The organism is Bradyrhizobium genosp. SA-4 str. CB756 (assembly GCF_000473125.1).
Classification (GTDB): Bacteria; Pseudomonadota; Alphaproteobacteria; order Rhizobiales; family Xanthobacteraceae; genus Bradyrhizobium; species Bradyrhizobium arachidis.
The window spans coordinates 7042358-7065785 of sequence record NZ_KI421499.1 but is presented as its reverse complement, the minus strand read 5'-3'; the positions used below and the strand labels follow the sequence as shown (position 1 = coordinate 7065785).

Annotated in this window: 25 protein-coding genes; 15 read left to right on the top strand and 10 right to left on the bottom strand. The window is 62.0% G+C overall.

The features are described from left to right. Positions 1-179 precede the first annotated feature (179 nt). On the bottom strand, positions 180-1034 hold the full coding sequence (locus BRAGE_RS0133855) for a hypothetical protein (RefSeq protein ID WP_035730363.1): 855 nt from the start codon (positions 1032-1034) through the stop codon (positions 180-182). Positions 1035-1167: 133 nt separating this feature from the next. Between BRAGE_RS0133855 and BRAGE_RS50530 the strand changes: the two genes are divergently transcribed. Continuing rightward, positions 1168-1785, top strand: coding sequence for a hypothetical protein (locus BRAGE_RS50530; protein ID WP_231164206.1), 618 nt, complete (start codon positions 1168-1170; stop codon positions 1783-1785). Next, positions 1716-1934, top strand: coding sequence for a hypothetical protein (locus BRAGE_RS57230; RefSeq protein WP_231164207.1), 219 nt, complete (start codon positions 1716-1718; stop codon positions 1932-1934). Before BRAGE_RS50530 ends, BRAGE_RS57230 begins: the two co-directional genes overlap by 70 nt. Positions 1935-2171: 237 nt before the next feature. Here the strand turns inward: BRAGE_RS57230 and BRAGE_RS0133845 are convergent, their stop codons facing one another. The 3 genes from BRAGE_RS0133845 to BRAGE_RS0133835 form a co-directional block, all read right to left on the bottom strand. Continuing rightward, positions 2172-2498, bottom strand: a complete 327-nt coding sequence (locus BRAGE_RS0133845) for a hypothetical protein (RefSeq protein ID WP_027565149.1) — start codon at positions 2496-2498, stop codon at positions 2172-2174. A gap of 74 nt (positions 2499-2572) precedes the next feature. Then, positions 2573-3064, bottom strand: a complete 492-nt coding sequence (locus BRAGE_RS0133840) for an Hsp20/alpha crystallin family protein (protein WP_027565150.1) — start codon at positions 3062-3064, stop codon at positions 2573-2575. An 82-nt stretch (positions 3065-3146) separates the two neighbouring features. Beyond that, on the bottom strand, positions 3147-3605 hold the full coding sequence (locus BRAGE_RS0133835) for an Hsp20 family protein (RefSeq protein WP_028146465.1): 459 nt from the start codon (positions 3603-3605) through the stop codon (positions 3147-3149). A gap of 333 nt (positions 3606-3938) precedes the next feature. Between BRAGE_RS0133835 and BRAGE_RS50525 the strand changes: the two genes are divergently transcribed. From BRAGE_RS50525 to BRAGE_RS53610, 4 genes are all read left to right on the top strand, one after another. Next, complete coding sequence (locus tag BRAGE_RS50525) at positions 3939-4166, top strand: hypothetical protein (protein ID WP_027565152.1); 228 nt, start codon at positions 3939-3941, stop codon at positions 4164-4166. After that, positions 4163-4342, top strand: a complete 180-nt coding sequence (locus tag BRAGE_RS0133825) for a hypothetical protein (RefSeq protein WP_028146464.1) — start codon at positions 4163-4165, stop codon at positions 4340-4342. The genes BRAGE_RS50525 and BRAGE_RS0133825 overlap by 4 nt, the downstream gene beginning before the upstream one ends. Positions 4343-5149: 807 nt before the next feature. Continuing rightward, positions 5150-5332: a hypothetical protein gene (locus BRAGE_RS50515; protein WP_035730357.1), complete on the top strand. Its 183-nt coding sequence runs from the start codon at positions 5150-5152 to the stop codon at positions 5330-5332. Between the two features lie 92 nt (positions 5333-5424). Further along, complete coding sequence (locus tag BRAGE_RS53610) at positions 5425-5601, top strand: hypothetical protein (protein WP_347336549.1); 177 nt, start codon at positions 5425-5427, stop codon at positions 5599-5601. A gap of 620 nt (positions 5602-6221) precedes the next feature. Here the strand turns inward: BRAGE_RS53610 and BRAGE_RS0133815 are convergent. Next, complete coding sequence (locus BRAGE_RS0133815; RefSeq protein WP_027565081.1) at positions 6222-6506, bottom strand: hypothetical protein; 285 nt, start codon at positions 6504-6506, stop codon at positions 6222-6224. Beyond that, on the bottom strand, positions 6506-6868 hold the full coding sequence (locus BRAGE_RS50510; protein WP_231164208.1) for a hypothetical protein: 363 nt from the start codon (positions 6866-6868) through the stop codon (positions 6506-6508). Before BRAGE_RS50510 ends, BRAGE_RS0133815 begins: the two co-directional genes overlap by 1 nt. A 304-nt stretch (positions 6869-7172) precedes the next feature. Between BRAGE_RS50510 and BRAGE_RS0133805 the strand changes: the two genes are divergently transcribed. Both BRAGE_RS0133805 and BRAGE_RS0133800 read left to right on the top strand, forming a co-directional pair. Further along, the gene (locus BRAGE_RS0133805; protein ID WP_027565080.1) at positions 7173-7943 is read left to right on the top strand and encodes a class I SAM-dependent methyltransferase; all 771 of its coding nucleotides are present in this window, start codon (positions 7173-7175) and stop codon (positions 7941-7943) included. 1715 nt (positions 7944-9658) lie between these two features. Further along, a complete protein-coding gene (locus tag BRAGE_RS0133800; protein ID WP_027565079.1) occupies positions 9659-10018 on the top strand; it encodes a nuclear transport factor 2 family protein in 360 nt (119 codons plus the stop codon). A 1131-nt stretch (positions 10019-11149) separates the two neighbouring features. Here BRAGE_RS0133800 and BRAGE_RS0133795 read toward each other — a convergent pair. After that, the gene (locus BRAGE_RS0133795; RefSeq protein WP_027565078.1) at positions 11150-11896 is read right to left on the bottom strand and encodes an SDR family oxidoreductase; all 747 of its coding nucleotides are present in this window, start codon (positions 11894-11896) and stop codon (positions 11150-11152) included. A 74-nt stretch (positions 11897-11970) separates the two neighbouring features. On the opposite strand from BRAGE_RS0133795, the gene gcvA reads away from it, so the two are divergent. Together gcvA and BRAGE_RS0133785 are read left to right on the top strand one after the other, a co-directional pair. After that, positions 11971-12963 carry a transcriptional regulator GcvA gene (gene gcvA, locus BRAGE_RS0133790; protein WP_231164209.1) on the top strand — a complete coding sequence of 331 codons (993 nt, stop codon included), beginning with the start codon at positions 11971-11973 and terminating at the stop codon, positions 12961-12963. Positions 12964-13215: 252 nt separating this feature from the next. After that, positions 13216-14097 (top strand): PhzF family phenazine biosynthesis protein, encoded by an 882-nt coding sequence (locus BRAGE_RS0133785; protein WP_027565076.1) that lies wholly within the window; start codon positions 13216-13218, stop codon positions 14095-14097. Positions 14098-14160: 63 nt separating this feature from the next. Here the strand turns inward: BRAGE_RS0133785 and BRAGE_RS0133780 are convergent, their stop codons facing one another. Then, on the bottom strand, positions 14161-15198 hold the full coding sequence (locus BRAGE_RS0133780) for a thermonuclease family protein (RefSeq protein ID WP_027565075.1): 1038 nt from the start codon (positions 15196-15198) through the stop codon (positions 14161-14163). Between the two features lie 497 nt (positions 15199-15695). Here BRAGE_RS0133780 and BRAGE_RS0133775 point away from each other — a divergent pair, with 497 nt between their 5' ends. Both BRAGE_RS0133775 and BRAGE_RS0133770 read left to right on the top strand, forming a co-directional pair. After that, positions 15696-16901, top strand: coding sequence for an OpgC domain-containing protein (locus BRAGE_RS0133775; protein WP_027565074.1), 1206 nt, complete (start codon positions 15696-15698; stop codon positions 16899-16901). A gap of 35 nt (positions 16902-16936) precedes the next feature. Further along, complete coding sequence (locus BRAGE_RS0133770; RefSeq protein WP_027565073.1) at positions 16937-17425, top strand: DUF2059 domain-containing protein; 489 nt, start codon at positions 16937-16939, stop codon at positions 17423-17425. A 43-nt stretch (positions 17426-17468) separates the two neighbouring features. On the opposite strand, the gene BRAGE_RS0133765 is transcribed toward BRAGE_RS0133770, so the two are convergent. Then, a complete protein-coding gene (locus BRAGE_RS0133765; protein WP_027565072.1) occupies positions 17469-18674 on the bottom strand; it encodes an ABC transporter substrate-binding protein in 1206 nt (401 codons plus the stop codon). Between the two features lie 166 nt (positions 18675-18840). Here BRAGE_RS0133765 and BRAGE_RS0133760 point away from each other — a divergent pair, with 166 nt between their 5' ends. The 3 genes from BRAGE_RS0133760 (at position 18841) to BRAGE_RS0133750 (ending at position 22361) form a co-directional block, all read left to right on the top strand. Continuing rightward, positions 18841-19608, top strand: a complete 768-nt coding sequence (locus BRAGE_RS0133760) for a FadR/GntR family transcriptional regulator (protein ID WP_035731838.1) — start codon at positions 18841-18843, stop codon at positions 19606-19608. Positions 19609-19724: 116 nt separating this feature from the next. Beyond that, on the top strand, positions 19725-21338 hold the full coding sequence (locus BRAGE_RS0133755) for an acyl-CoA synthetase (RefSeq protein ID WP_027565070.1): 1614 nt from the start codon (positions 19725-19727) through the stop codon (positions 21336-21338). Between the two features lie 15 nt (positions 21339-21353). Beyond that, positions 21354-22361 carry a zinc-dependent alcohol dehydrogenase family protein gene (locus tag BRAGE_RS0133750; protein WP_027565069.1) on the top strand — a complete coding sequence of 336 codons (1008 nt, stop codon included), beginning with the start codon at positions 21354-21356 and terminating at the stop codon, positions 22359-22361. Here the strand turns inward: BRAGE_RS0133750 and BRAGE_RS0133745 are convergent. Beyond that, entirely contained in the window at positions 22358-23308 is a 951-nt protein-coding gene (locus BRAGE_RS0133745; RefSeq protein ID WP_027565068.1) for a helix-turn-helix transcriptional regulator, read from the bottom strand. The two genes, BRAGE_RS0133750 and BRAGE_RS0133745, sit on opposite strands and share 4 nt — an antisense overlap. Positions 23309-23428 lie beyond the last annotated feature (120 nt).

Genomic DNA, 23428 nt, shown 5'->3' with positions numbered 1-23428 from the left:
CGGAGATCCGCTCGTTGCGGCAGAGCGGAATTTGCTCACTCTGCGTTCTTTGCATTTTGACCCAACTCAGACATAGCTGTACATGTGCATTCGGCAACCTTATGCGAGCGATGGCACGCCGCAAATTCGCGCCGATGAAGGGCCGAAGACATCATCGCAACCAAGCTCGGTCGTTCGTCTCAATATATGACGACACCGCTGGATACGTCGCTACCTGCGCCCCCGGAAACGCATTGAGTAGGTGGATCGTTGAAGCAGCCGACCCTCACGCCCCCGCTGGACGCAAAGCCACAGCTTGGGTACCCGACGCAAACGCTCACGCAGCTTGCGCATGATCCCTCGCCGACGCAGCGGCTGCACCTCGGCGGAGTACCGCGCCCGTCACACCCCCCGCCACCAACGCCGCCATTCGAGCGCTGCATCGTTTGATACTGCTGCTCTGCGTCTTTGGGCATGGGCACCGGCCAAGACCACGAGATGAAGAAATCTTTTGTGTCGGCATCGCCGGAATCGATCGGGAGGGGTGTGTCCTTGACGGCGTCCTGCATGCACTTGAGAGCAGCGTGGTTCTGCTCATGGTCAAGCACCGTCGAATGGGCCAGAATCACCTTTTCAGGCATCCAGTACTTGTCCCGCCTCGCGAAGGTGTATTCCATCCTGATATCGCCCGTTCCTTTGAGAGAGTCCCAGCAACTCTTGAGACGGGTCGTCACCTTGTCATGAAAATAGGTGGCCACGCGCTTTTGGGCCGCGACCTCCTTGGCCAGTTCACCCTTGGAAAGTCTCTCAGGACCAAAGCGTCCGTGAGCAGTGGGTCGGTCCAGCATATCGGACTCGCTCATGGATCGAGCCGGCGTGCCCGACTGGGTTGGCTGGTCGGCTGCACCGGATTGAGCGTTATTGGACAGGCTCTGTTGGGAGAGGCCGGGGGGTGACCCAAACAAGGCAAACACCAGGCCGAAGACTAGCACGAGATCTTTCTTCCGATTTGGCGCTAGCAACAGCAGGCTCAAGATCACGGACAATCGTCTCATGGAATCCTCCCCTAGCTACGCGGGCGGTCCCCTAGTGGACTGTAGCCCCTCGCGACAGGTATTTGCAACCTTTGGTAACCTTGTGGTAGGCTGTCACCCGGACACCGATGGCTGTTCAGTGACTGCCACGTCGATGGCGATGACCGCCGCGCCTACACGCGCAACGGCCACCACTGGGTTCACAAATTCTCCGTCATCCCCCGGCGCCTTCGATATCCAAGGTCAGGCCATCGTTGACGGCGAGGTCGTCGTTATCCACGAGGGGCGACCCAACTTCTCCGAGCTGCAGGCCGACCTCGCCAGAGGCGATCAGGATCGCTTAGTTTACTTCGCCTTCGATCTCCTTTGGCTTGATGGCCACGATCTCCGGAAGCTTTCCCAGCTTGCGCGTAAGGAGCTGCTCAAGGAGCTAATCGAGAGCAACGAGATTAAGGATCCTATTCTCTACAGCGAACACCATGAAGGTGACGGGCAGGCGCTGTTCGAGGCAGCCAGCAGGCTGAAGTACGAGGGCATCATCTCCAAACGAGTGGATGCTCTTTACCGATCGGAGCGGGTTGAAACGTGGCAGAAGATCAAGGCCGTTCAGAAGGGAAAATTCCCCGTCGTCGGCTTTACAAAGATCCCACCGGTGTTGCCGCTCTCTATCTCGGCAAACAGGAAGGGAAGGAGCTGCGCTATATGGGCAAGGTCGGCACGGGATGGAGCCGAACCACCTCGCGCAAGATCAGGGATGCACTCGATACTGTAGTCAGCCCCAAGAGTAGATTGAGTAAGCAACTCAAAAAGCCCAAAGCCACTTGGGTCGAGCCGAAGTTTGTTGCTGAAATCGAGTATCGCGACATAACTTCCGAAGGGCTGCTCCGCGCCAGCTCATTCAAAGGTCTAAGCCGGAAATAAACTTATGTCTCTGCGGCTGTCTGCACGCCGACGTACAATCAATTCGTCAGCAGAAGGAACATGCGATGGGATTGAAGCGCCCAGGATATGCGTGAGCGCGCAGACGGAAACGGTCGGGCTCAGGATAATGCGGAGCCTATCGGTCCCAAGCCCCTGCCCATACTGCGACGAACGGAACGGCCCATGTCGCCGAAGCGTGCCCGATCAGAACCATCGTCATGACGGCCTGCGTGAATATCATGCCGACCTCCGTAGCGCGGCGGCCCAAGGCCGCCGCCGCCGCATCGGCACTCCGCCAGGCGGCGGGTCGTCGTCTTCGCGGTCGAGCCGCCGCAGCGCGGCGAGGATGTCGGCGAGCCGGATGGCGTGGCTCACGCCGGGTACCTCGCGCAAGGCGGGAAAGGACTCGACGGCGAACATATCGGACGCCCAGGACGACAGGATGATCCGCTTCTCCGGCGCGGAGAGCTCCGGATCGTTCAGGATATCTTCCGGAGACGCATAGTGCGCCGCCGGATGGAAGAGGGGATTGAGATTGCCTGCGTTCGTGCCAGCTTTTGTCATCGATGCCTCCCTTTACGCTCCTTCCTCGGAGGGTCTTCGGTGAGTTCGGGCGGCGTCGACCGCCGCCCGGGTCTTTACTGCGATTTGATCGCGATGCGCTTGACGCCCGCGCGCGGATTCTCGGACTTTGGTATCGAGATCGTCAGGACGCCGTCCTTGAACAAGGCCTCGGCCTTGTCTTCCTCGACGTCCTCGAGGACTATCTGCCGCTCGAACGAGCCGTAGTAACGCTCGGTGAAGTATCTGCCTTCCTCCTTGCGCCCGCCCTTCTTCTCGCCGCGGATGGTCAGCATCCCGTTCGCGATTTCGATCTGGACATCCTTCTCCGTCATGCCCGGGAGCTCGGCAGAGATCGTCAGCCCCTTGTCGGTCTCGCTGAGCTCGATCTTGGGCCAACTGAATTGCCCCTCGATGAGCGGAGACAGGCTTGTGCCCCCGAGGCCGCGGAAGACATCGTCGAAGAGCCGGTTCATTTCGCGGTGAAGCGTCATGAACGGATCGCGGGTGCCGCGCGCCGGCGCGACCTCCTGGTTTCTGGGCCAGGGGATGAGATCACGAACTGCCATGGTTTTTCTCCCTCGTTGCATGAGCCAGGGAGCGCGGCCGGGCTTGCGCGCGCCGCGCTCCGCCGTCGAACCTTGGCCGGCCTCAGGCCGCCTTCTGTTCGATGTGCGAGGCGGTAGAGGCGCCACTTCCGATCTGGATCCGGCGCGGCCTCATGGCTTCCGGCACCTCGCGGACCAGATCGATGATCAGTAGTCCGTCGCGGAAGCAGGCATCCTTCACCTGGACGTAATCGGCTAGGTTGAACACGCGCCGGAACGGTCGCGCAGCGATACCCTGGTACAGGTACTCGCCGGCCGCCTTCTCGGGCTTCCTGCCCTCGATGGTCAGCGCGTTCTGTTCGGCAGTCACGGCGATGTCGTCGGCGCCAAACCCGGCGACGGCCAGCGAGATCCGGTAGTGGTCGTCGCTGGTGCGCTCGATGTTGTACGGGGGATAGTGGTCTTCGCTCGGCTGGCGCAGCGTGCTGTCGACGAGGTCGGCCAAGTGGTCGAAGCCGATGGTGGAGCGCCACAGGGGCGCGAAGTCGAAGGTGGTCCTCATGTCCAAGTCCTCCAAAGAGCAAGCCGGATACAAGGAGCGCAAGGCAGGGTCAGAGCGGGTCTGGTACCCAGCCGGCGCCCGCGCCGGACCCGTGACGGCGCCCGGCACACCGCTCTCGCGGCGAAAAACGCCTTAGAAAAACCCAAGGGCGATTCAAGGGGGGCGCCGAAATTTTTTTAGCTTGCGGATTGGTTACACGCCACCGCTCAAGTTTGGCGCACTGCACCACTACAATCTTGACAGAGATTTCGCGCCGAATATTTTTCCGGCGGGAGTTCGATTTCCCGTTTTTCGAACCGCAAAAAAGGACCTTAAAGACCGTCAGGAGTGGCGATGATGATCGATGAAGATTTTGCCGGCATTCGCGCGCACCGCAACAACATCCACCGCTATCGGAGACTTCTGAAGACTCGACTCTCAGATCTCGAGCGCCAGTTCATTGAACGGCGTCTCTCCGAGGAGAGTTCGGCGCTGGAGGCGTTGACGACCGAAACCTTCCCCATCGCATTCACCAAGCTCCAGAGGCAGTGCTCGCCTGCGACCGCGGGGGCGGCGTCATGACCGACGTCAGGGACCTGCTGATCCGCGGCAGCGAGAAGGTCATCGCCCACTACCGGCTGCTGCTCGCCCGCGCCAAGACCGAGAAGAAGCGAGAACTTTACCGGAGCCGGATCGAACGCGAGCAGCGGCTTCTGGACCAGCTCCAGGGCGGCTTGCCGGGACGGATCGCGGCATGAACACTCGAACCGGCGAAGATAACTACGCGGGCTTCGATGTCGTGTTGAAGCGACGCGGGCGCGGCCGATGGAAGTGGGCCGTCTGCGCAGCTGGAGGCGAGGTCGTGATGTCCGGCTCGGAGTGCAGCCGCGACAGCGCCAGGCCGCAGGGAGGGCACCGCCCGGGGCTGGCGGCAATGGGCGGGCTCTACAACCTCAATACGACGCCTACCCGTCCCAGGCTGTCCTTTTCGCCGCTTCAGGTTAAGCGGTGGTGATGACGACCGCAGTTCATCTTACCCAGCCAGGGCACTTTCGGTCTTCCGGTGCATTTTTGGGTCACGGAAGAGGACGCTGTTAGATACCTCCGGCAAGCAAAGGACTGCCTCGATGAAGCTCAAAAAGCGAAGCGTCGAGCGGACAAAGAGGCGTGGCTGAAACTGGCGGAAGAGTGGATGGCCATGGCAGAGAAAGCTCGAAGGCCAAGGTTCGACGAGAACTAACCTTCAGCACGTGGTCACCGCGGATTCCATCGCGGTTCCGTTAGCCTATGTGTTTTGAGGTATGTACACTTTGGTACAGCGTGAGCGGCTTACTAGGAATGGAAGTAAGCCGTGGACGACGCCAACGCAGCCGCCCGATCTTCCCGGCCTTGCTGTCCGACCTGCTCGGCCACGCCACGCCTTGTGGCCTCCATGTTCGATTCCAAGAAGGGAGGGGTTGTCAGGGTCTACGAATGCCCATGCGGGAAGGTCGTCTGGGACCCCTCGGAACCGGCCGATGTAGCCTGAGTTGATCTCTTCGGGTAAGCACCTGGGAGAGGCGCCAATGTTGCCAAGCGACTGGGAATGGCTGCGTCACTGCCTGAAAGCCTGCGATGAAAGACACCAGGCCAAAGACGACACGACGCACGAGATGTTGCGTCGGTCATGGGAGGCGCTGGCGCGCTCCGAGGAATTGTTGAGAGCGCCGGTCCCGGTCGTCTGGCATCCCGAGCCGCTTAAAGAGTAGGAAGGCTCAGTCGGCGGATTCAGTTTGTTCTCGAAAGTGACTGTACGTCTTTCTGTTAGGATGTCATCGACAACGGCTCTAAGAGGCTCGCGATGACCCTGCATCGCCGTCGAGTGAAGCAGACCCGATCCCTTGAAGAGCGGATGGCCGAGCAAACCGCTCGGCTGAAAGAGCAGGCCAGCCAGTTGCCCGCCGGGCCAGAGCGGGAAGCTCTTCTCAAAAGCGAGCCAGCATTGCGGAAACCGGCGCGCACATTAGCGATCGGCTGAAGTCCCCCGGCTTTCAGCCTCCGGAATAAGCTCAGCTCTAGAAACGTACGCCCCGTTTGTTACCTGTACGGGATGCAACGGGTTTATTTGGTTCGGGTCACAACCGATAGCGGCGAACGCCAGCTCTGGCTGGCAGCGACGGAGCGAGGGGCTGCTGTGGATCGAGTGCTCGACGCCATTCCCGAAGGCTGGGCGGCGAGCCTCGTTGAACGGGAGTTGGATGCGGACCTGACCGCTTCATTGAACATGCAGCCGGGCGAAATCCGGCGACATCGGGTGTCCTAATTTCCCTCTGCGGGTACGAACGGCCCCGGGCATCTCCGGGGCTGGACCGAGACGCACCGAGACCGCCCGACGCACCATACTCAACGCGGCACGCCGGTTGACAGCGTCTCGCCCGCGATTCGCTCCCCGAGTCTCAAGTGATAGAGTGTCCGAAATTTAATCTGCGGGTGTCCTAATTAGAGCAGCATCCTTCAGAGAGGCCGCGCTCCGTGTTTGTTGAGCAGACGTAAGTTCCGCTCTCGTGCAGCTCAGCCAGCTGCACTGGACAGCATGGATCGGCAGCTTCAAGTCGATGGCGTGCCAAGCTATAGGACGATTTCGCGCCTTTCCTACGTTTAGTCCGGCTTCTGCTGTCCAGCGAGCAGGTCTTCGCGCTGGAGCAAGCGAACATACGTGCCGCTCTCGTGCAGCTCGAGCCAACCATGCTCGACGGCGTATCGGAGGCCGTTCCCGAACTCCGGATGCCCACGGCTGCCCTTCAAGAAGGCCACGAATTGCGCGTTGATCCGCTCGATGTAGATCCGGCCATCCTGCACGGCCGGCGTGGCGGCGGCAATCTCAACCAGCTTGCGCGCGGCGGCTTCGGGGTCGGAGTAGGGGCGGGCGTCAAGATGTTTCACTAGCGAACCTTTCCCTCGGTCTGCGCGGCATAGATGTGGGCCCGGTGCGGGTAGCTCTCATCGGGCTTCCAGCTGTCGAACGTGGTGCCGCAGGGACAGCGCATCAGGGTTCTCCGGATGATCTCGCTCGCGAGCTTCTCGCCGCGGGCGCGTTTCTGCGCCACCTCGGCGCGCCAGTCGCGATCGCTACGCCATTCGGCAAAGGCGGTGTCAGGGATGATGGGCAGCAGGGCGGACCATGCGGCCTCGAAGTCCTCGCGGGCGGCATCGAAGCTCGAGGCGATACCGCCCCGCTGCGTGCCCGGCTCCATACCCAGACAGAAGCCGAAGGACCATGCCCATTGATCGGCGTGAACGCGCACGCCGGCGCGCTCGCCGACCCGCCGACGCGGACGTCGTCGAAATAGATCAGCCAGGTCTCCCCGTGCGGGTTGTCCCTGTGACGGCGCCTGAGTGCGGTCATGGGGGCGTCTTACGAGGTGCAGAGAGGGCCTTAGCCACGCCAGCCCCAGGTTGACGCAATCCCAAAAACAACAACGCCGCGGGCAAACCTGGTGCCAACGGACTACCTCCAATGATTGGCTTCAAGCTCAACTTACGAGCGCTAGAATGCGTCAAACTGTCGCGATTACCAGTGTTGGCCGCTATTTATGATGCGAGAGAACGATGCAGCGACCCGATCCGAAATCATTCGACCGCTACTTCAATACCGCAGAAAGCGGGATGGTCCGCGGAAATCACCGTTTCTATGTAAACTATCTTTTTGAAGGAATCGATTTCAAAGGCAAGACGATGCTCGATATTGGCGGAGGCGATGGGATGCTGTCGCTTTACGCCGCATGTTCAGGAGCAGAAAAAGTCATCTGCCTTGAACCGGAGATCGCGGGTTCGACCACTGGCACAAGCGCTGCGTTCCAGCGCACTGCCTCCGTCCTTGGCCAAACAAAGGTGCAACTGCTTCCTAGCCGGCTGCAGGACTATGACCCCGGCGATGGCACGTTTGACATTTTACTCCTGCACGCATCGATCAATCACCTGGACGAAGCCGCGTGCATCGAACTGGCTCGCGATCGCGAAGCGCAGCGCTCGTATCAGCAGTTGTTTGGAAAGCTTTCCTCCTTGGCACGTCCCAACGCAAAACTCATCGTTGTTGACTGCGCTCGGCGAAACCTGTTTGGCGACTTGCGCCTAAAGAATCCGTTCATGCCCACGATAGAGTGGCACAAGCACCAGTCGCCACAGTTGTGGGCGCGGCATCTTGCTCAGGCGGGCTTCGACAATCCCATCATTCGATGGCATTCATTCAACACCTTAAGATCCGCCGGACGGCTGCTTCTTGGCAACCGCGTAGCCGCCTACTGTCTCACGAGCTCGTTCTGCCTCACCATGGAGAAACGGCCCGAGGCCTCGGCCGGTTCGCTCGCGCATGCCGAGTGAAACGAGGTTTCTCGGTCACAGGCGGTCTCGACGCGAGACGTCCGGGACTTCATCGGCCTCTCCGCCCTCGAAGTCGGCTCGCAACCGCGTTGAGGGGAAATTGGCACGTGACCCCGCGACAACCACCGGTCACTAGAATTACTTCGTCGCGGAGTGGTGACGAGTACCGCGGTACGCATGGGCATTGAGACCCGTGCAGCCAGGCCGGCGGCTTTTTCCTTTTGAGCTGCGACTGGGGCGCGGCCCACCGCTCGTCGCCTTCTGGGGACTGCATCATCACGTATGATGGTGCTCTATGCAGTGCCTCAGAGCTCGCCGGCCCGCGCGCGCTTTCACTTGTGGACGTCTTCCCTCTCGAGTCGAGGAGTTTCGGTAAGGGCGGCATCTGCGTCTTGGGTGTCTGGACTGGTGTGTCCGGCACCGCATCTGCTTCTTCCTCCTGCTTTCGGCGGACGAGCACACCGATGATGCCGATGATGACGAGCGTAGCACCCGTGACCAAAAGCCAGAAAGCAAGCGCCTGCCGATTGACGTTAGCGGGCCGCTACATCGGCAGTTGGAGAAAGCCATAAGCGCCAAGGCCCAACAGCGCGGCTTATCGCAACTCCTCAGAAAAACGGAACATGACGCTACTCCGAAAGAACTAGGGGTAAGACTATCACCGAGAAGGTGTGACATGGCTAGACCGTCGACCCCGATTCACCCGGCGGGTTCCCGTTGTAGCCAAATCGCGTGCGCCCCTAATCATGTGGAGCATCGCGGCCCGGCTGCAGGCTCGTACCAGCGCGACGCTTGGCGGTCATCTCTTTGTCAGCCGACCTGTGGGATTTTGGGCAACACATGCGGGATAATGGGCAAGGGATGGAACAGCGGCTGGGAGATCAGCTTGTGTCTCCGGCGACGGCCTCAGTCCCACGAGGCAAGAGCCTATTCGGAGGCCCCAGCATCATCATGCCCCCCGGCCCGATGCTGGGGCCTCCACGGGGAGGCTGAATTGGACGAGACTTGGAGAATCGCTGTCGCGATTAGTGCGACCGCTACAGTCGCCGCAGGCTCCTTCTTTGCCATCCGGTTTATTATCGGGTTGCACCTATGACTCGACCCTAGGCATGACTTACAAACGCTACCGCGGATCAGCGCGTCGTTACGCCCTACAGCGACGGAATAGCTGACCATACTGCTGCTTGGGGCCAAGACGGACATAGAGCGGGACGCCGAACGGCTATCAGATAAAGCCTTCGATGTATGCTCGCACGGCCCTTGTATCGCCAGCCGCCGCGGCGGCGATGCCGAATGCGTGGATTTCACGAGGTAGTCCGCCGCTCGGGCTCTCGCGCATGTCCACGATCATCGAAGAAACCGCCTCTCGTATTCGGCCAACGCTCAGAAGCGCGAGCGCGTTTTCCTTGCAACGTTTAAGATATGCTTCTCGCGTCAATGGGGGCGTAGTCGTCATTGATCCTTGGTTGGTTTTGAATCGCAGTCGGTCCAAGCCTATTGCCACCGTTTCCCGGCGTACAGTGTACTTTTAGACCCCGATCTCGAACACGCATTTTCAGATTCGAATGGCCATCACCAGCGGATAAGTATCCGCCCTTAGGCATTCGGCATTTAGGCTTGGCCGAGTGAAGATCAAACACTTCGCGAGTCGATTGGCGAAGAGATTTAGCTGGGTACCTAGCCAAATCTCTGTGTCTGGCGCGGGAGGTGCTTGTATGTCTTTTGACCCGATGGCCGCCGCCGTCGACTGGCTTGATGCCTACCGCGCCGGCGATATCGAAACACTACTCGAAATGTACGCCGAAGATGCCGTGGTCTACTGCGATTGTGACCAGTTGGCGATCTCCGGGAGACAAAACCTGCGTGGCTACTGGGCCATCCATCTGCAAGAACACCAAGCTGCCGAGCTGGACAATCTTCAGCCCTCGGAGGGGGGCGCAACAATTTCGTACGTCAGCCGGGAAAACGTCGTGCAGGCCGTCTTGGACTTTGATGATGCCGGGAAGATCAGGACACTGAGCTGCAGGCCGATACGTCAGGCTTCGTCCATCGCCTGCCAAGGCGTAGTGTGCTAAGGGTCAAGAGCTGCCTTCGGCGTCTCCCTGATGGCTTTCCGCTCAGCCTAGGAAGCGGACCCTGCGCGGCCAAGGGGGAAAATCAGCCACGGGCTATCTCCGGCCTCATGCACGGCAGCAAGGGCGGCACGGTGATGCCGAGAGCGTTCGCCGCCACCAGGCGGCCTTGCCGACCGTTCGACAATGACTAATCCCCCTCACCACGACGTGTATTCCACTGGTCATCCGGCAGTGATCCGGGCGGGGCGCAAGCTCTTCGAGGCCAGCTTCGATCAACGCCACTTCTTCTTGGATTCCTTCCACGAGCGGCATAACTCTAGGGCGGAGGCAGAAGACGCCGCTCGGCGAATGCTCGCGGAGCAGGCAAAGAGAACTTCTATAGCGACATCTCCGTAGAAGCGGAGGTGCTGTGCGAGCTCGAATGGGACGAAGAAGCTGGGATGAGGCTGCTGTAGCGAGGAACGTGAGGCGAACAAATTCCCCGATCTTTCCCCGCCTGTTGCTGCTTAGTTCTGCTTTTTCGTGCCTGTAACTGCCGGATAGGCACGAAGGCGAATTTTCAGAAAGCGCTGCGTTTTCAGAGGTTTTAATGGTGGGCGCACAAGGGATCGAACCTTGGACCTCTCCCGTGTGAAGGGAACGCTCTTCTGATGCGCAGGATCCGGAAACGTCGGGCCTAGATTGCGCCTCTCATCAGATAAGCTGACCACCGATTGACCACCGAAATGCCATCAATGAACGATCGTAAAGGTGGTCAATCGCGAGCAAACTTCATTGTTTTTATTGATCTTTTCGTTCGGGACGCAGTAGGCAGCCTCGATCAGATCGCAACTTCAATTGAATGTTGGTATCGGTGGTTGCGTCTCCCCGCAACCAAATTCGGATTTTACCGGATCCGATACGAAAATGGCCCGCTTGAAGCGGGCCATTTTTGTTTTGGCGTTGTGTGTTGAGCCAGCTGGCACACTGCTGTCGCGTCCGAGCAGGTGTCCGGCTGCAAACTACCGACCAGGCGGTTGAGCGAGCGGTGATCCGGTAGCCAGTTGAGTGCCCTATCACCGCAATTCCTTTGGACTCCAGCCATCCCATCTTCGGCTTGTGATCCCTAGCAGGCGTCGCTTCCTCGTGAAATTAAAGCTGAGACATGCCACCGTCGACGACCAGCTCCGATCCCGTCGTGAATGCGGAATCATCGCTCGCGAGGAACAGTGCCGCCCTGGCTATTTCTACGGGTTCGCCGAAGCGATGAAGAGGGACCTGTTCTTCGATCGCCGAGGCAGTTTCATCGAGTTGCTTGCTGGAAAGTCCAAGCTTGCTGTGAAATGGCGTACTGATCGGTCCGGGGCTAACAGCGTTCACGCGAATGCCCTGTGGCGCAAGCTCAGCACCCAACGATCGAACCAGCGAGCGCAGAGCTGCCTTCGTAGCCGACAGGATCGACAGGCCGGGTGTGCCGACCTCGTTCAGGAACGACGTCGTCACGACAATGCTGCCACCCTTGGCGAGCAGCGGCGCTGCCTTTTGAACGGTGAAGAACACACCCTTGAAGTTCACGTCGAACTGAGTGTCAATCTGCTCTTCAGTGACGGCTTCGAGCGGCGCCGCCAGGCCCATACCGGCATTGGCGAACACGACGTCAATGCGGCCGAACTTTTCGCGGATCTGACTGACAACGCTTTCGACATCCCCAGACTTGGTCACGTCGGCACGTAGTGCTGTGACGCCGTCGCCGATCTGACCTGCTGCCGCTTCGAGCCGGACCTGATTTGTCCCGACGATGATGACGTTGGCGCCTTCCTGGCGAAACAGCTTCGCAGCTTCGAGGCCGATACCCGAGGTGCCGCCCGTGACGAGGGCGATTTTATTTGACAGTTTCATGATCTTCTCCTGGTCCGAAGGTTTTGTTGACGGTCGTAACCGGAGCGCGCGATCCGTGAGCAGCACCATGATTGTTGACCTTCCCTGTCACAACAGAGATGATCTGCGTTGGCGGCATAGAAAACCTTGTCCGGAAACTCATGAGAGCGCCCAATCACTTAAACGCACTTCGTGCTTTTGAAGCGGCAGCACGCCACCTCAGCTATGTCGCCGCCGCCGATGAGCTGAACGTGACGCCGGCCGCGGTTGGCAGCCTTGTCCGCGGTCTGGAAGCCGCCGTCGGAGTTGAGCTTTTTCATCGTTCGCAGGCGGGCCCCGCACGACTGGAGTTGACCGAGGCCGGCCGCGCCGCGCTGCCGGATCTGCAGGCCGGGTTCGATCATCTGACGGTGGCGTATGAGCGCCTGAAAGCATCGCGCGGCCAGATCACCATCAGCCTCACCGTGCCGCCCGCCTTTGCCGACAAGTGGCTGTTGCCGCGCGTCGAGCGTTTTGCGGCCAATCATCCGCTCTACGATTTGCTTATCGATACCAGCGGCCGCCTCGTCGATTTTACCGCCGAGCGGATGGATGTCGGTATCCGTTATGGTGGTGGCAGTTGGCCCGGCCTCAAATCCATATTCTTGTTACGGGACGCTTTCTTTCCCGTATGCAGCCCTGCCTTGGTCAAAGGGCTCCATCCCCTGCAAGGCCCGGAGGATCTCAAGCATCACACCCTGATTCATGATCGCTCGATGGCGTTTGAAAGCGCATTTCCGACTTGGCGCACATGGCTGCAGGCGGCAGGTTGTTCCGACATCAATTGTGAGCGGGGGCTGCAAATCAACGACTCGGCAGCAGCCTATCAGGCAGCAATGAATGGCAGTGGTGTCGCTTTGGGCCGCACTACGTTGGTGGCTCTGGATTTGGCGGCGGGGCGTTTGATACGTCCCTTCGGAGAGGCATTGGACTGCGAGCTTGCCTACTACCTTGTCCATCGGCCAAGAGCCGAGAACCATTCTGGAATCTCGGCGTTCAAGGATTGGATTTGTGCTGAAGTAGAGACGAGCGCGGCGATCGTCGGTTAGTGGCCCCTGGGCTACGTCGTCCCAGCTGGACGCGACTTCGGCTAGCGAGGAAAGAGCAGAGGTCAGCGCCTAAGTCACTATAACGCCCGTGAGATCACAATCGGAGAAGGTCTGCGTGACGTCCGCTGCAGGCCCCCGCAACCAAGGACGCAATAAGTCCTCGAAATCGTTTCGATTTCGAGGACTTTTGCATTTTAATGCCCCGGACCCGCGACCGCCGCCGTCGCGCCATTCCATGACGTGAGTGATCCGATGATCGAGATCGAGCTTGTCAACGTGTTCACCCACTTAGGCGCCGGCGGCAACCCGTGCCCCATCGTGATCGATGCGTCGCATCTTGCAGGTGAGGGCATGCAGGCGGTGGCGCGGCACTTCGGGCACGAGTCGGGCTTCGTCCTGCCGGCATCAGGGCCCGAGTCCGACTATGTCTTCCGGTTCTGGGTTCCGCGGCACGAGATGGAGATGTGCGGCCACGCGACGATCGGCGCGCTGTGGGTGCTTGCGACCAAGGGGCGCTTGCCCGGCGAGCAGGTCCGCATCGAGACGCGCAGTGGGCCGGTGACGGGCTATGTCGATCGCGCTGGCTCGGGCGAGCCTTCTGTCGAGATCAGCCAGCCGGCCGGCAAGGTCGTCGATCTCTCGCGTGCCGACGAGGAGGACGTGCTGTCGGCGCTCAAGCTGTCGCGCAGCGATCTGCTCGACTTGCCCATCCAGAACGCGGTCACGTCGCGCGTGAAGACGTTGATCCCGATGAAAGGCGTCCGCGAGCTCAACGCGCTGGTGCCGGCGCCTGCGCAGATCGAGGCGTGCTGCGGCCGGATTGGGTCCACCGGCCTTTATCCCTATGCCATCGAGCAGCAGGGCGAACGACGTTTCGAGGCGCGGCAATTCCCGAAATCGTCGGGCTACCCGGAAGATGCGGCCACGGGGATCGCCGCGGCCGCGCTCGCGTTCGGACTGCTCAGGAACGGCCTTGTGGAGCGCAACAGCGCGCGGATCACCATCATGCAGGGACGGGCGATGGGTGCCCTGTCCGAGATCGGGGTGCGCCTCGGCTTCGCCGGCGACAGGCCCGTCGGCTGTCTGCTCGGCGGCTCCGTCACGCGTGCGGAGACGCATGTCCTGCAGCCCTGAGAAGTTGGGCTGGCGCAAGGTGCGGGACGCCGGGCAACATGCCGCGCTGGAGGCCCCCACCGCTCAGAACTTCGTAATCGGCTTCCCGTCCGCGCCGACCAGCGTCGACGGCGCCTCGCCGAACACCAGGCTATCAGGCTGAAACTTGATCGTCTTGCCGCCCTCGACGAAGTCCGCGAAATTCTTTGGCGTCGCCGAGTGCACGCCATTGTCCAGGAAGTCGGTGGTCTCGTAGCAGGTGTCGGGCTTGCCGCCGGATCCTTCGCTCAGGAATTTCTGGAAATTCTGGCTCGTCACCTTGGCCTTCTTGCGGGCCGACCAGTTGGTGCAGCGGCGGTAGAGCTTTGGCAGGATCACCGGACCCTTGTCGGTTGCGAGCACATCGGTCTCGCCCTTCTTGGGCTCGCGCAGGTCGAAGTCGAAGGCACCGATCGTCTTGGCGAGATGCTTCCACACGAGCAGCTTCTTTGCTCGCGCGGTCTTGGCCAGCGCCAGGAAGGCCTTGATCTCGTCGTCGTTCATCGACGAGTAAAAAGTCGGATAGGCAAAACCCTGCTCGACCAGCCAGTGGTTGATGTCGACCTTGTTGCCGCCGACCGTCACCTCGATGTCGCCGACCAGCCGGCCATAGGTGTCGAACACCTCGTTCGGCGCATCCACATGGGTGAACACCCGGCAGGCCAGCGCCGATTCGCCGGGACCGCTGAGGAAATCATGCAGCGCCTTGCTCGCGGTGGCGCCGAGGAATTGCCGGTAGGAATGGGTGACCTCGTGATAGGCCTGCTTCTTGGCATCGGTGAGCCTCTTCTTCTCGGCGGTCGAGAGCGGTGACGGCATATAGTGCAGCTCGGGCGCATCGATGCCCTGCAGGCGAATCGTGAGCTTGCCGTTCTTGATCGGGGGTGTCGAGGTGCGGCCCTTGACCTTGGCGTTGTCGAAGACGTGGGTCGGATGGAATGGCGCCGTGTCGCTCTTGCGGAAGCGGATCGCGTCGGGCGCGACGTTCACGATCACCTTTGTGGTGTCGGCGTCCGACCGGCCCTCCGGCCAGAACTGGCTGACATCGATGGTGCCTTCGACTTCCAGCAGTCCAACGGGCATCGGCCGCTCCTCCCAACGAGCGCGTCGGCCGCTTCGACACGGCGACTCGTGCGCAATCAGAGATAGCGGATCATCTTCGTGCGACAGGCCCGTGACGGCGGATAGGACAGGCACGACACGTTGTGGCGCGCAGCGCGTAGTCATTGCCTTTGCCAGAGGCGCAACAAAAACGCGGGCCGGCAAAGTGTCGGCCCGGGTCAGGTCGGAGAATGATGGCCTCGAAGCCTGGCTTATTTCCCGGAGGTCTCCTGCCGGGCCTCGACCGACCCCCGCTCCGGGGCTGGCCGGCATCAGGGCGGCAGCGGCCGCTTGTGCGGCGCAAGGCGGAGGCCGCCGTGACGGCCGCGGCCGCGCCCACAAAATCCCTTGCGCGGGCGTCAAGGTCGGCTACCGTTGGTGCGCTAGCCGCAGGGTTAGGTGACGTATTGATCACGATTTTTTAGCATCCGATTTTTCGGCGCCGCATTGGCGCGACGCCCAGCAAGCGAGGCGGGGCCATGATCGCACGGGACCAGTCAGCTCTGTTGGCGCCGGTCGAGCGCGACCTGCGGCTCGACCTGTTTCGCGGCATCGGGTTGTGGATGATCTTCCTCGACCACATTCCGCACGACGTCGTGGCGTGGCTGACCTTGCGCAATTACGGCTTCAGCGACGCCGCCGAGTTCTTCGTCTTCATCTCGGGTTACCTCGTCGGCTGGATCTACGGGCCGATCGTTGCCGGCGGCTGGTTTCTCGCAGCGGTCAAGCGGCTGTGGCGGCGCGCGGCCGAAATGTATGTCGCGCACATCATGCTGTTCCTCCTGTTCACGGCGCAGATCGCCCGCACCGCGCGCCGCTTCGACAATCCGATGTACGAGCACGAGTTCAACGTGTTCAATTTCCTCGCGCATCCGGACGAGCTGATCGGGCAGGCGATCCTGCTCAAATACAAGCCGGTCAATCTCGACGTGCTGCCGCTCTACATCACGCTGGTGTTCGCCTCGCCCTTCATCGTCTGGTGCCTGGTGCGCCGGCCGAACCTGACGCTCGCCGCCTCCGTCGTGCTCTACGTGCTCTCGCGCTGGTTCGACTGGAACGTCGCCTCCTATCCGCCCGGCACGACCTGGTACTTCAACCCGTTCTGCTGGCAGCTGATGTTCGTGTTCGCGGCCTGGTGCGGCACCGGCCAGATCGAGAAGATCGCGACCCTGGTGTGGTCGAAGGCGGCGATGGCGCTGGCCGCGGCCTGGCTGCTGTTCGCGCTGATGATCGTGATGACCTGGCACATCCCCGCGCTCGAGGCCTTGATCCCGAAATGGATGATCAAGCTGATCTACCCGATCGACAAGACCGACCTCGACATGCTGCGCTTCACCCATTTCCTGGCGCTGGCGATCTGGGTGACGCATTTCATTTCGCGCAAATGGCGGGCGCTGCGTACGCCGTGGCTGCGTCCGGTGATCCTCTGCGGCCAGCATTCGCTGCCGATCTTCTGCCTGGGCGTATTCCTGTCGTTCTCCGCGCACTGGATCCTGACCCAGTACACCAAGGGCGTCTGGGAGCAGCTCGCCGTCTCCGTCCTCGGCATCGTCATCATGGTCGGCGTGGCCTGGCTGCTCGACCGCGCCGAGCGGGTGCCCAACCTGTTCGTGAAGGTGACGGAGGTCGAGGAGGCCGACACCGCCCTGGACAGCGCGTCGGCCGCGACGCCCGCAGCCCGTTGATGCAATCGCCAGCCCGTATTCTCGTGGAGAGGGCCATGTTCAAACCTGTGTTGACGATCGCCGGCGCCCTCCTGCTGCTGGCCTGCGGGGCCTTCGCGCAAGCGCCCTCGCCAGAGGCGATGAGCGCGGCGCGCAAGCTCGTGGTCACCTTGAGGATCGCGGATCAGTATCGCGCGCAGCTGCCGCAGCTGCTGCTCAAGCTCCGCCCCGTGGTCGCCCAGGACAGGCCAGAGATCGAGCGCGACTACGACGCGCTGACGGCGCCGGGCTCGGAGATCTATGCTCCGTTCGTTGCGTCGATGATCGACCAGATCGCAGCGCTCTACGCGCAAAGTTTCACGGTGGACGAACTGCGCCAGATCGAAGCCTTCTACGCCCAGCCTGCGGGCCAAAAATTTCTGGAGAAGTCGGATGCACTGGCGCAGGCGAGCGCCCAAGTCAGCCAGGACGTCAGCCAGAAGGCCGCCGATGAGCTGAAGCAGCGCCTGATCGAGGCGCTGCGCCAGAAGGGCCACAAGCTCTGAATGCGGGAGGGGCGCGCGCGAGGATGCTACGCGCCCGCCTGTCTCACTTCACCAGCGGGCAGCCGCCGTCCTTCAGCGGCCGGAAGGCCTGGTCGGCCGGCACCTCGGCGAGCAGCTTGTAATAGTCCCACGGGCCCTTCGACTCCTCGGGCTTCTTCACCTGGAACAGGAACATGCTGTGCACCATGCGGCCGTCCTCGCGCAGGATGCCGTTGTCGGTGAAAGCATCCTTCACCGGCAGCTCGCGCATCTTGGCCATCACCGTCTTGGTGTCCTTGGTGCCGGCGGCCTGCACGGCCTTGAGGTAATGCAGCGTCGCGCTGTAGGTCGAGGCCTGGTTCATGGTCGGCATCCGCTTGACGCGCTCGAGAAAGCGCTTGCCGAAGGCGCGGGTCTTGTCGTTGAGATCCCAGTAATAGGCCTCGGTGATGATCAGGCCCTGCGCGAGCTTGAGCCCCAGGCTGTGGACGTCGGAGATGAACATCACGATTGCAGCGAGGTTCTGGCCGCCGGCGACGATGCCGAACTCGCCGGCCTGCTTGATCGCGTTGATGGTATCGCCGCCGCCGTTGGCAAGCCCGATGATCTTGGCCTTGGAAGCCTGGGCCTGGAGCAGGAAGGAGGAGAAGTCCGCTGTGTTGAGCGGGTGCTTGACGCTGCCGAGCACCTTGCCGCCGGCCGCCTTCACGACGTCGCCGGTATCGCGCTCGATCGAATGGCCGAACACGTAGTCCGCGGTGAGGAAGAACCAGGTGTCGCCGCCGTTCTTGACGATGGCGCTGCCGACGGTGTGGGCGTTGGAGTAGGTGTCATAGGTCCAGTGCGCGGTGTAGGGCGAGCAGGACTTTCCGGTGATGTCGGAGCTCGCCGCGTCGGTGACGATCAGAACCTTCTCGTATTGCTTCGACAGCTCCATCACCGCGAGCGCGGTGGCGGATGTGGGCATGTCGATGATCATGTCGACGCCCTCGGTCTCCCACCATTTGCGCGCGATGGTGGAGGCGACGTCGGGCTTGTTGAGCACGTCGGCCGAGATCATGTCGATCGGCTTGCCGAACATCTGCCCACCGAAATCCTCGATCGCCATCTTGGTGGCTTCGACGTTCCCCTGGCCACCGATGTCGGAATAGACCGAGGAGAAGTCGGAGAGTACGCCGATCTTGAGCGGCGTCTGCTGGGCGGAGGCGGGAGCGATCAGGGCAGCCGACAGCAAGCCGGCCGCAGACACGAGGGCTGCGATGGGTCTCATGGGTCCGTTTCCTCTTGTGCGGGACTATTCTGTCCCTTTGTCCGACAAAGTTAGAGCGGGGTTCTCGAGGAGTCAATTTGCGGCACATGCGGCAGCAATGCCGCAGTTTGACGCGCTTCGGAGTTCAGTCCTATAGTTTGTCGGACAATCGCCATTGGAGCCCAAATTGCCTCTCGCGCCGCTCTTCCGTCCGATCGATGTCGCGCCGGCCTACCAGAAGGTCGCCGACGCCATCGAGCGCGAGATCGTCAATGGCCGCATCAAGCCGGGCGATCCCATCGGCACCGAGCACGACCTCGTGCGGCAGTTCGGCGTCAACCGCTCGACCATCCGCGAGGGCATCCGCGTGCTGGAGGAGGGCGGGCTGATCCGGCGCGATTCTTCGCGCCGCCTGCATGCCTGCCTGCCGCGTTACAGCAAGCTCGCAAGCCGCCTCAGCCGCGCGCTGGTTTTGCACGAGGTCACCTTTCGCGAGCTCTACGAGGCCTCGATGACGCTGGAGGTGGCGAGCATTGAAGGCGCGGTGGAGCGTGCGACGGAAGAGAACCTCGCCGAGCTTGACGACAACCTCGCGCGCAGCGAGGCGGTGGTCGGCAATCCCGCGACGCTGGCCGAATGCGATGCGGAATTCCACGTGCTAGTCGCAAAGGCCTCGCAGAACCGCGTGCTCCAGCTCGCGCGCGAGCCGGCGGCGCAATTGTTCTATCCGACCACCGAGATGATCGTGACGGGTGTGGCCGAAGGCGGCCCGCGCCTCGTCGCCGCGCACCGCCATCTCATCGACGCCATCCGCCGCCGCGACCGCGAGGCCGGCGTGCTGTGGACGCGCCGGCATTTGCAGGACTGGCGCCGAGGCTTCGAGAAGATCGCCTCGCTCGATCGGTCCGTCGAGCACATGTATATGGAGCACGCGCAGGCGGCCCGGCGCAGGTAGCGCCGCATGATCCGGAAAAGTGTGAAGCGGTTTTCCGACAAGATCATGCGCAAAAAAGAAGACGCAAGATTTCAGACAAGAAATCCAAAAGATAAAGTCATCATACGGAGGGACACATGACCGGCGACACCGCAGCCACCATCGTGAAAGCGCGCGAGCATTCCATCGGCGATCTCTTGCGCCGCTCGGCGGGCCGCGAGCCGGACAAGCTCGCGGTGAGCTGCGGCAACGTGAGCTGGACCTTCGCCGAGATGGAGGCGATCTGCAACCGGCTCGGTCGCGGCCTGCTCGGGCTCGGCGTCAAGAAGGGCGATCGTCTCGCGGTGCTCTCGCGCAACTCGCATGCCTTCGCCGCGCTGCGCTTCGCCGTGGCGCGGATCGGTGCCGTCCTGGTGCCGATCAACTTCATGCTCAATCCGGACGAGATCAACTTCATCCTCAAGAGCTCCGGCGCCAAGCTGCTCGCCACCGGCCCTGACTTCGTCGAGCCCGCGAAGGCCGCAAGCGCGAAGGATTGCGCGGTCGAGAAGATGATCTGGCTGCCGGGCGAGGATCCCGCCACGGCGCCCGCCGGCCTCACCACCTTCGACGATCTTCTCGATGCCGACGGCTCGTTCCTGGAGGCGTCAGTCGACAGCCGCGATCTCGCGCAGATCGTCTACACCAGCGGCACGGAGTCGCTGCCCAAGGGCGCGATGCTGACCCATGAAGCGGTCATGTGGCAGTATGTCAGCTGCATCATCGATGGCGGCATGAGCGTGGACGACAAGTTCCTGCACGCGCTGCCGCTCTATCATTGCGCCCAGCTCGACGTGTTCCTCGGGCCGCAAATCTATCTCGGCGCTTCCGGCGTCATCACGGGCAAGCCGACCGCCGACAACATCCTGGCGCTGATCGAGGCCCACAAGATCACCTCCTTCTTCGCGCCGCCGACGATCTGGATCGCGATGCTGCGCTCGTCGAATTTCGACAAGACCGATCTGTCGACGCTGCAGAAGGGATACTACGGCGCCTCGATCATGCCGGTGGAAGTGCTGCTCGAGCTCCAGCGCCGCCTGCCCAACGTCAAGTTCTGGAATTTCTACGGCCAGACCGAGATCGCGCCGCTGGCGACCGTGCTGCGGCCGGAGGACCAGCTCCGCAAGGCGGGCTCGGCCGGCAAGCCCGTGCTCAACGTCGAGACGCGCGTCGTCAACACGGCGATGGAGGACGTCAAGGTCGGCGAAGTCGGCGAGATCGTGCACCGCTCGCCGCATCTGCTCTCCGGCTATTACAACGATCCCGTCAAGACCGCGGCGGCGTTCAGCGGCGGCTGGTTTCACTCCGGCGATCTCGCCACCGTCGATGACGAGGGCCACATCACCGTGGTCGATCGCGTCAAGGACATGATCAAGACCGGTGGTGAGAATGTCGCGAGCCGCGAGGTCGAGGAGATGGTCTATCGCATCCCTGAGGTCTCCGAGGTCGCCGTCGTCGGCCTGCCCGATCCGCGCTGGATCGAGGCCGTCACCGCCATCGTCGTGGTCAAGGCCGGCGAGACGCTGGATGAAGAGTCCGTCATCAAGCACTGTGCCGGCCAGATGGCGCATTTCAAGGTGCCCAAGCGCGTGATCTTCGTGGATGCCTTGCCGAAAAATCCGAGCGGCAAGCTGCTCAAGCGCGAGCTGCGCCAGCGCTTCGTCGGCGGCGAGACCCTCGACAAGGCCGTCCAGAAGAGTTTTGGCGCCTGAGGCGGAGCGCGTCCCATGAAAGCCTGGCAGGTCGCGCGCGACTGGTCGATCGAGGGGATGGAACTGGTTGATCTGCCCGAGCCGACGCCAGGCCCGGGCCAGGTCGCGGTGCGGATAAAGGCGGCGTCGCTGAACTATCGCGATTTGCTCACGATCCAGGGCAAGGGCGGCGTCAGCAGATTGCCGCTGATCCCGTTCTCGGATGGTGCCGGTGAAGTCCTTGCCGCCGGCGAGGGCGTTACACGCGTCGCAGTCGGCGATCGGGTCTGCCCGATGTTCTTCCAGTCCTGGATCGACGGGAAGGTCTCGGCGACCAGCCGCCGTTATGCGCTCGGCGGCACGCGGCCAGGCGTGTTGCAGGAGGTGATGGTGCTCGACGCCGAAGGCGTGAGCCGGATCCCTTCGCACCTCTCATTCCAGGAGGCGGCGACGCTGCCCTGCGCCGGGCTCACCGCCTGGCGCGCGCTTTTCGAGGAAGCAAAGGTGCAGCCCGGCGACACCGTGCTGGTGCAAGGCACCGGTGGTGTGTCGATCTTCGCGCTGCAATTCGCAAAGCTCGCCGGTGCCAGCGTGATCGTGACGTCGTCGAGCGACGAGAAGCTCGAACGCGCCAGGGCGCTCGGCGCCGACTACACCATCAACTATCGGTCGGTGCCTGAGTGGGGCAAGGCGGCTTCGGAGTGGACCGGCGGCGGCGTCGACCATGTCGTCGAGGTCGGCGGCAAGGATACGTTTGCGCAGTCGCTGGAGGCGGCGCGTGTCGGCGGCACCATTCTGGTGATCGGGGTGCTCTCCGGGTTCTCGCAGCAGATCGCGATCCCGAGCCTATTCTCCAAGAACCTGCACGTCATCGGCCTGTCCGTCGGCAGCCGCCGCATGTTCGAGGGGATGACCGCCGCGATCGAGCGCAACGGCATGAAGCCGGTGATTGATCGCGTGTTCGGTTTTGATGCCGTGCCGGATGCGCTGCGTTTGATGCAGCAGGGCGGACATTTCGGCAAGATCGTGATCGAGTTCGCCTAATTGGCCTCTCCGGCCAGCTTCCTGACGTCGTCCGGCGTCCGTCCGAAGCGGCGGCGGAATGCGCGATGGAAGTAGGAAACGTCGTGAAAGCCGGCGAGATGCGCGATCTCGATGATCTTGCGGGTGCGCAGGTTGGGATTGCGGAGCAGCCGCTCGGCGCGCAGCAACCGCTGCTCCAGCACGAAGCCGCTATAGGTGATGCCGGCCTGCTCGAACAGCAGCTGGATCGTGCGCGGGCTGACCCGGTGCGCAGCTGAAAGCACGGTGAGCGACAGCGCGGGATTGTCCAGCTGCGCGAGGATGTCGGATTTGAGGGTTTCGAGGCGCGCCGCCGCAAGGCCGCGCATGCGCGCTTCCTCGGCGACATCGCCGCGCGCGCCGATCATCAGCACGGCGAGGTCGAACAGATGCTGCGAGACCGCGTCGAGCTCCGCGGGCGCGAGCTTGTCGGCATACGCATGCGCGAGGTCGTAATAGCGCAGGAACATCGACGTGATCGGATTGGCTCCGGGGATCGACTGCGCAATCAGGTCCTCGGCATTCGGGCACGCGCGCAGCAGCGCCTTGCGCGGCAGCAGCGCGGTCTGGAAATTGCCGTGCGCCGTCTGGGTGATGTAGGCGCCCTTGATCGAGGGATCGCCGATGGTGATGTCGCCGGCGGCTACCTCCAGCGGGCGCCGTCCCATGGTGCCGCTCAGCGCCGAATTGGGCGACATCGTGATCACCAATTCGTCGTTTGTCCCCAGCGACACGAACGACATCGGCGTGCCGAACGAGGCGGACAGCCTGAGACGAGGAAGCAACGCCGGCGCAATGGTCCGATGAACGCGTCCTTCCCCGATCGGAACGAAATCGACGTCCGCGACCTGACGGCAAAACTGCTCGCGCCATCTTTCATAGGCCGGGCCATTCGGGTCGCCGTCGAATGAGAGTTGAGGCTGGATCATCGATCGGGATGGGCATGTTGATTGGCCAGTTGCGGCAGGTTGTATCGTCAGACGGATGCGCCGCAACGGCAAAAGCGCGGAGTTGCGTGATAAGCCACTCGCGATGACGTGCTGAGACCG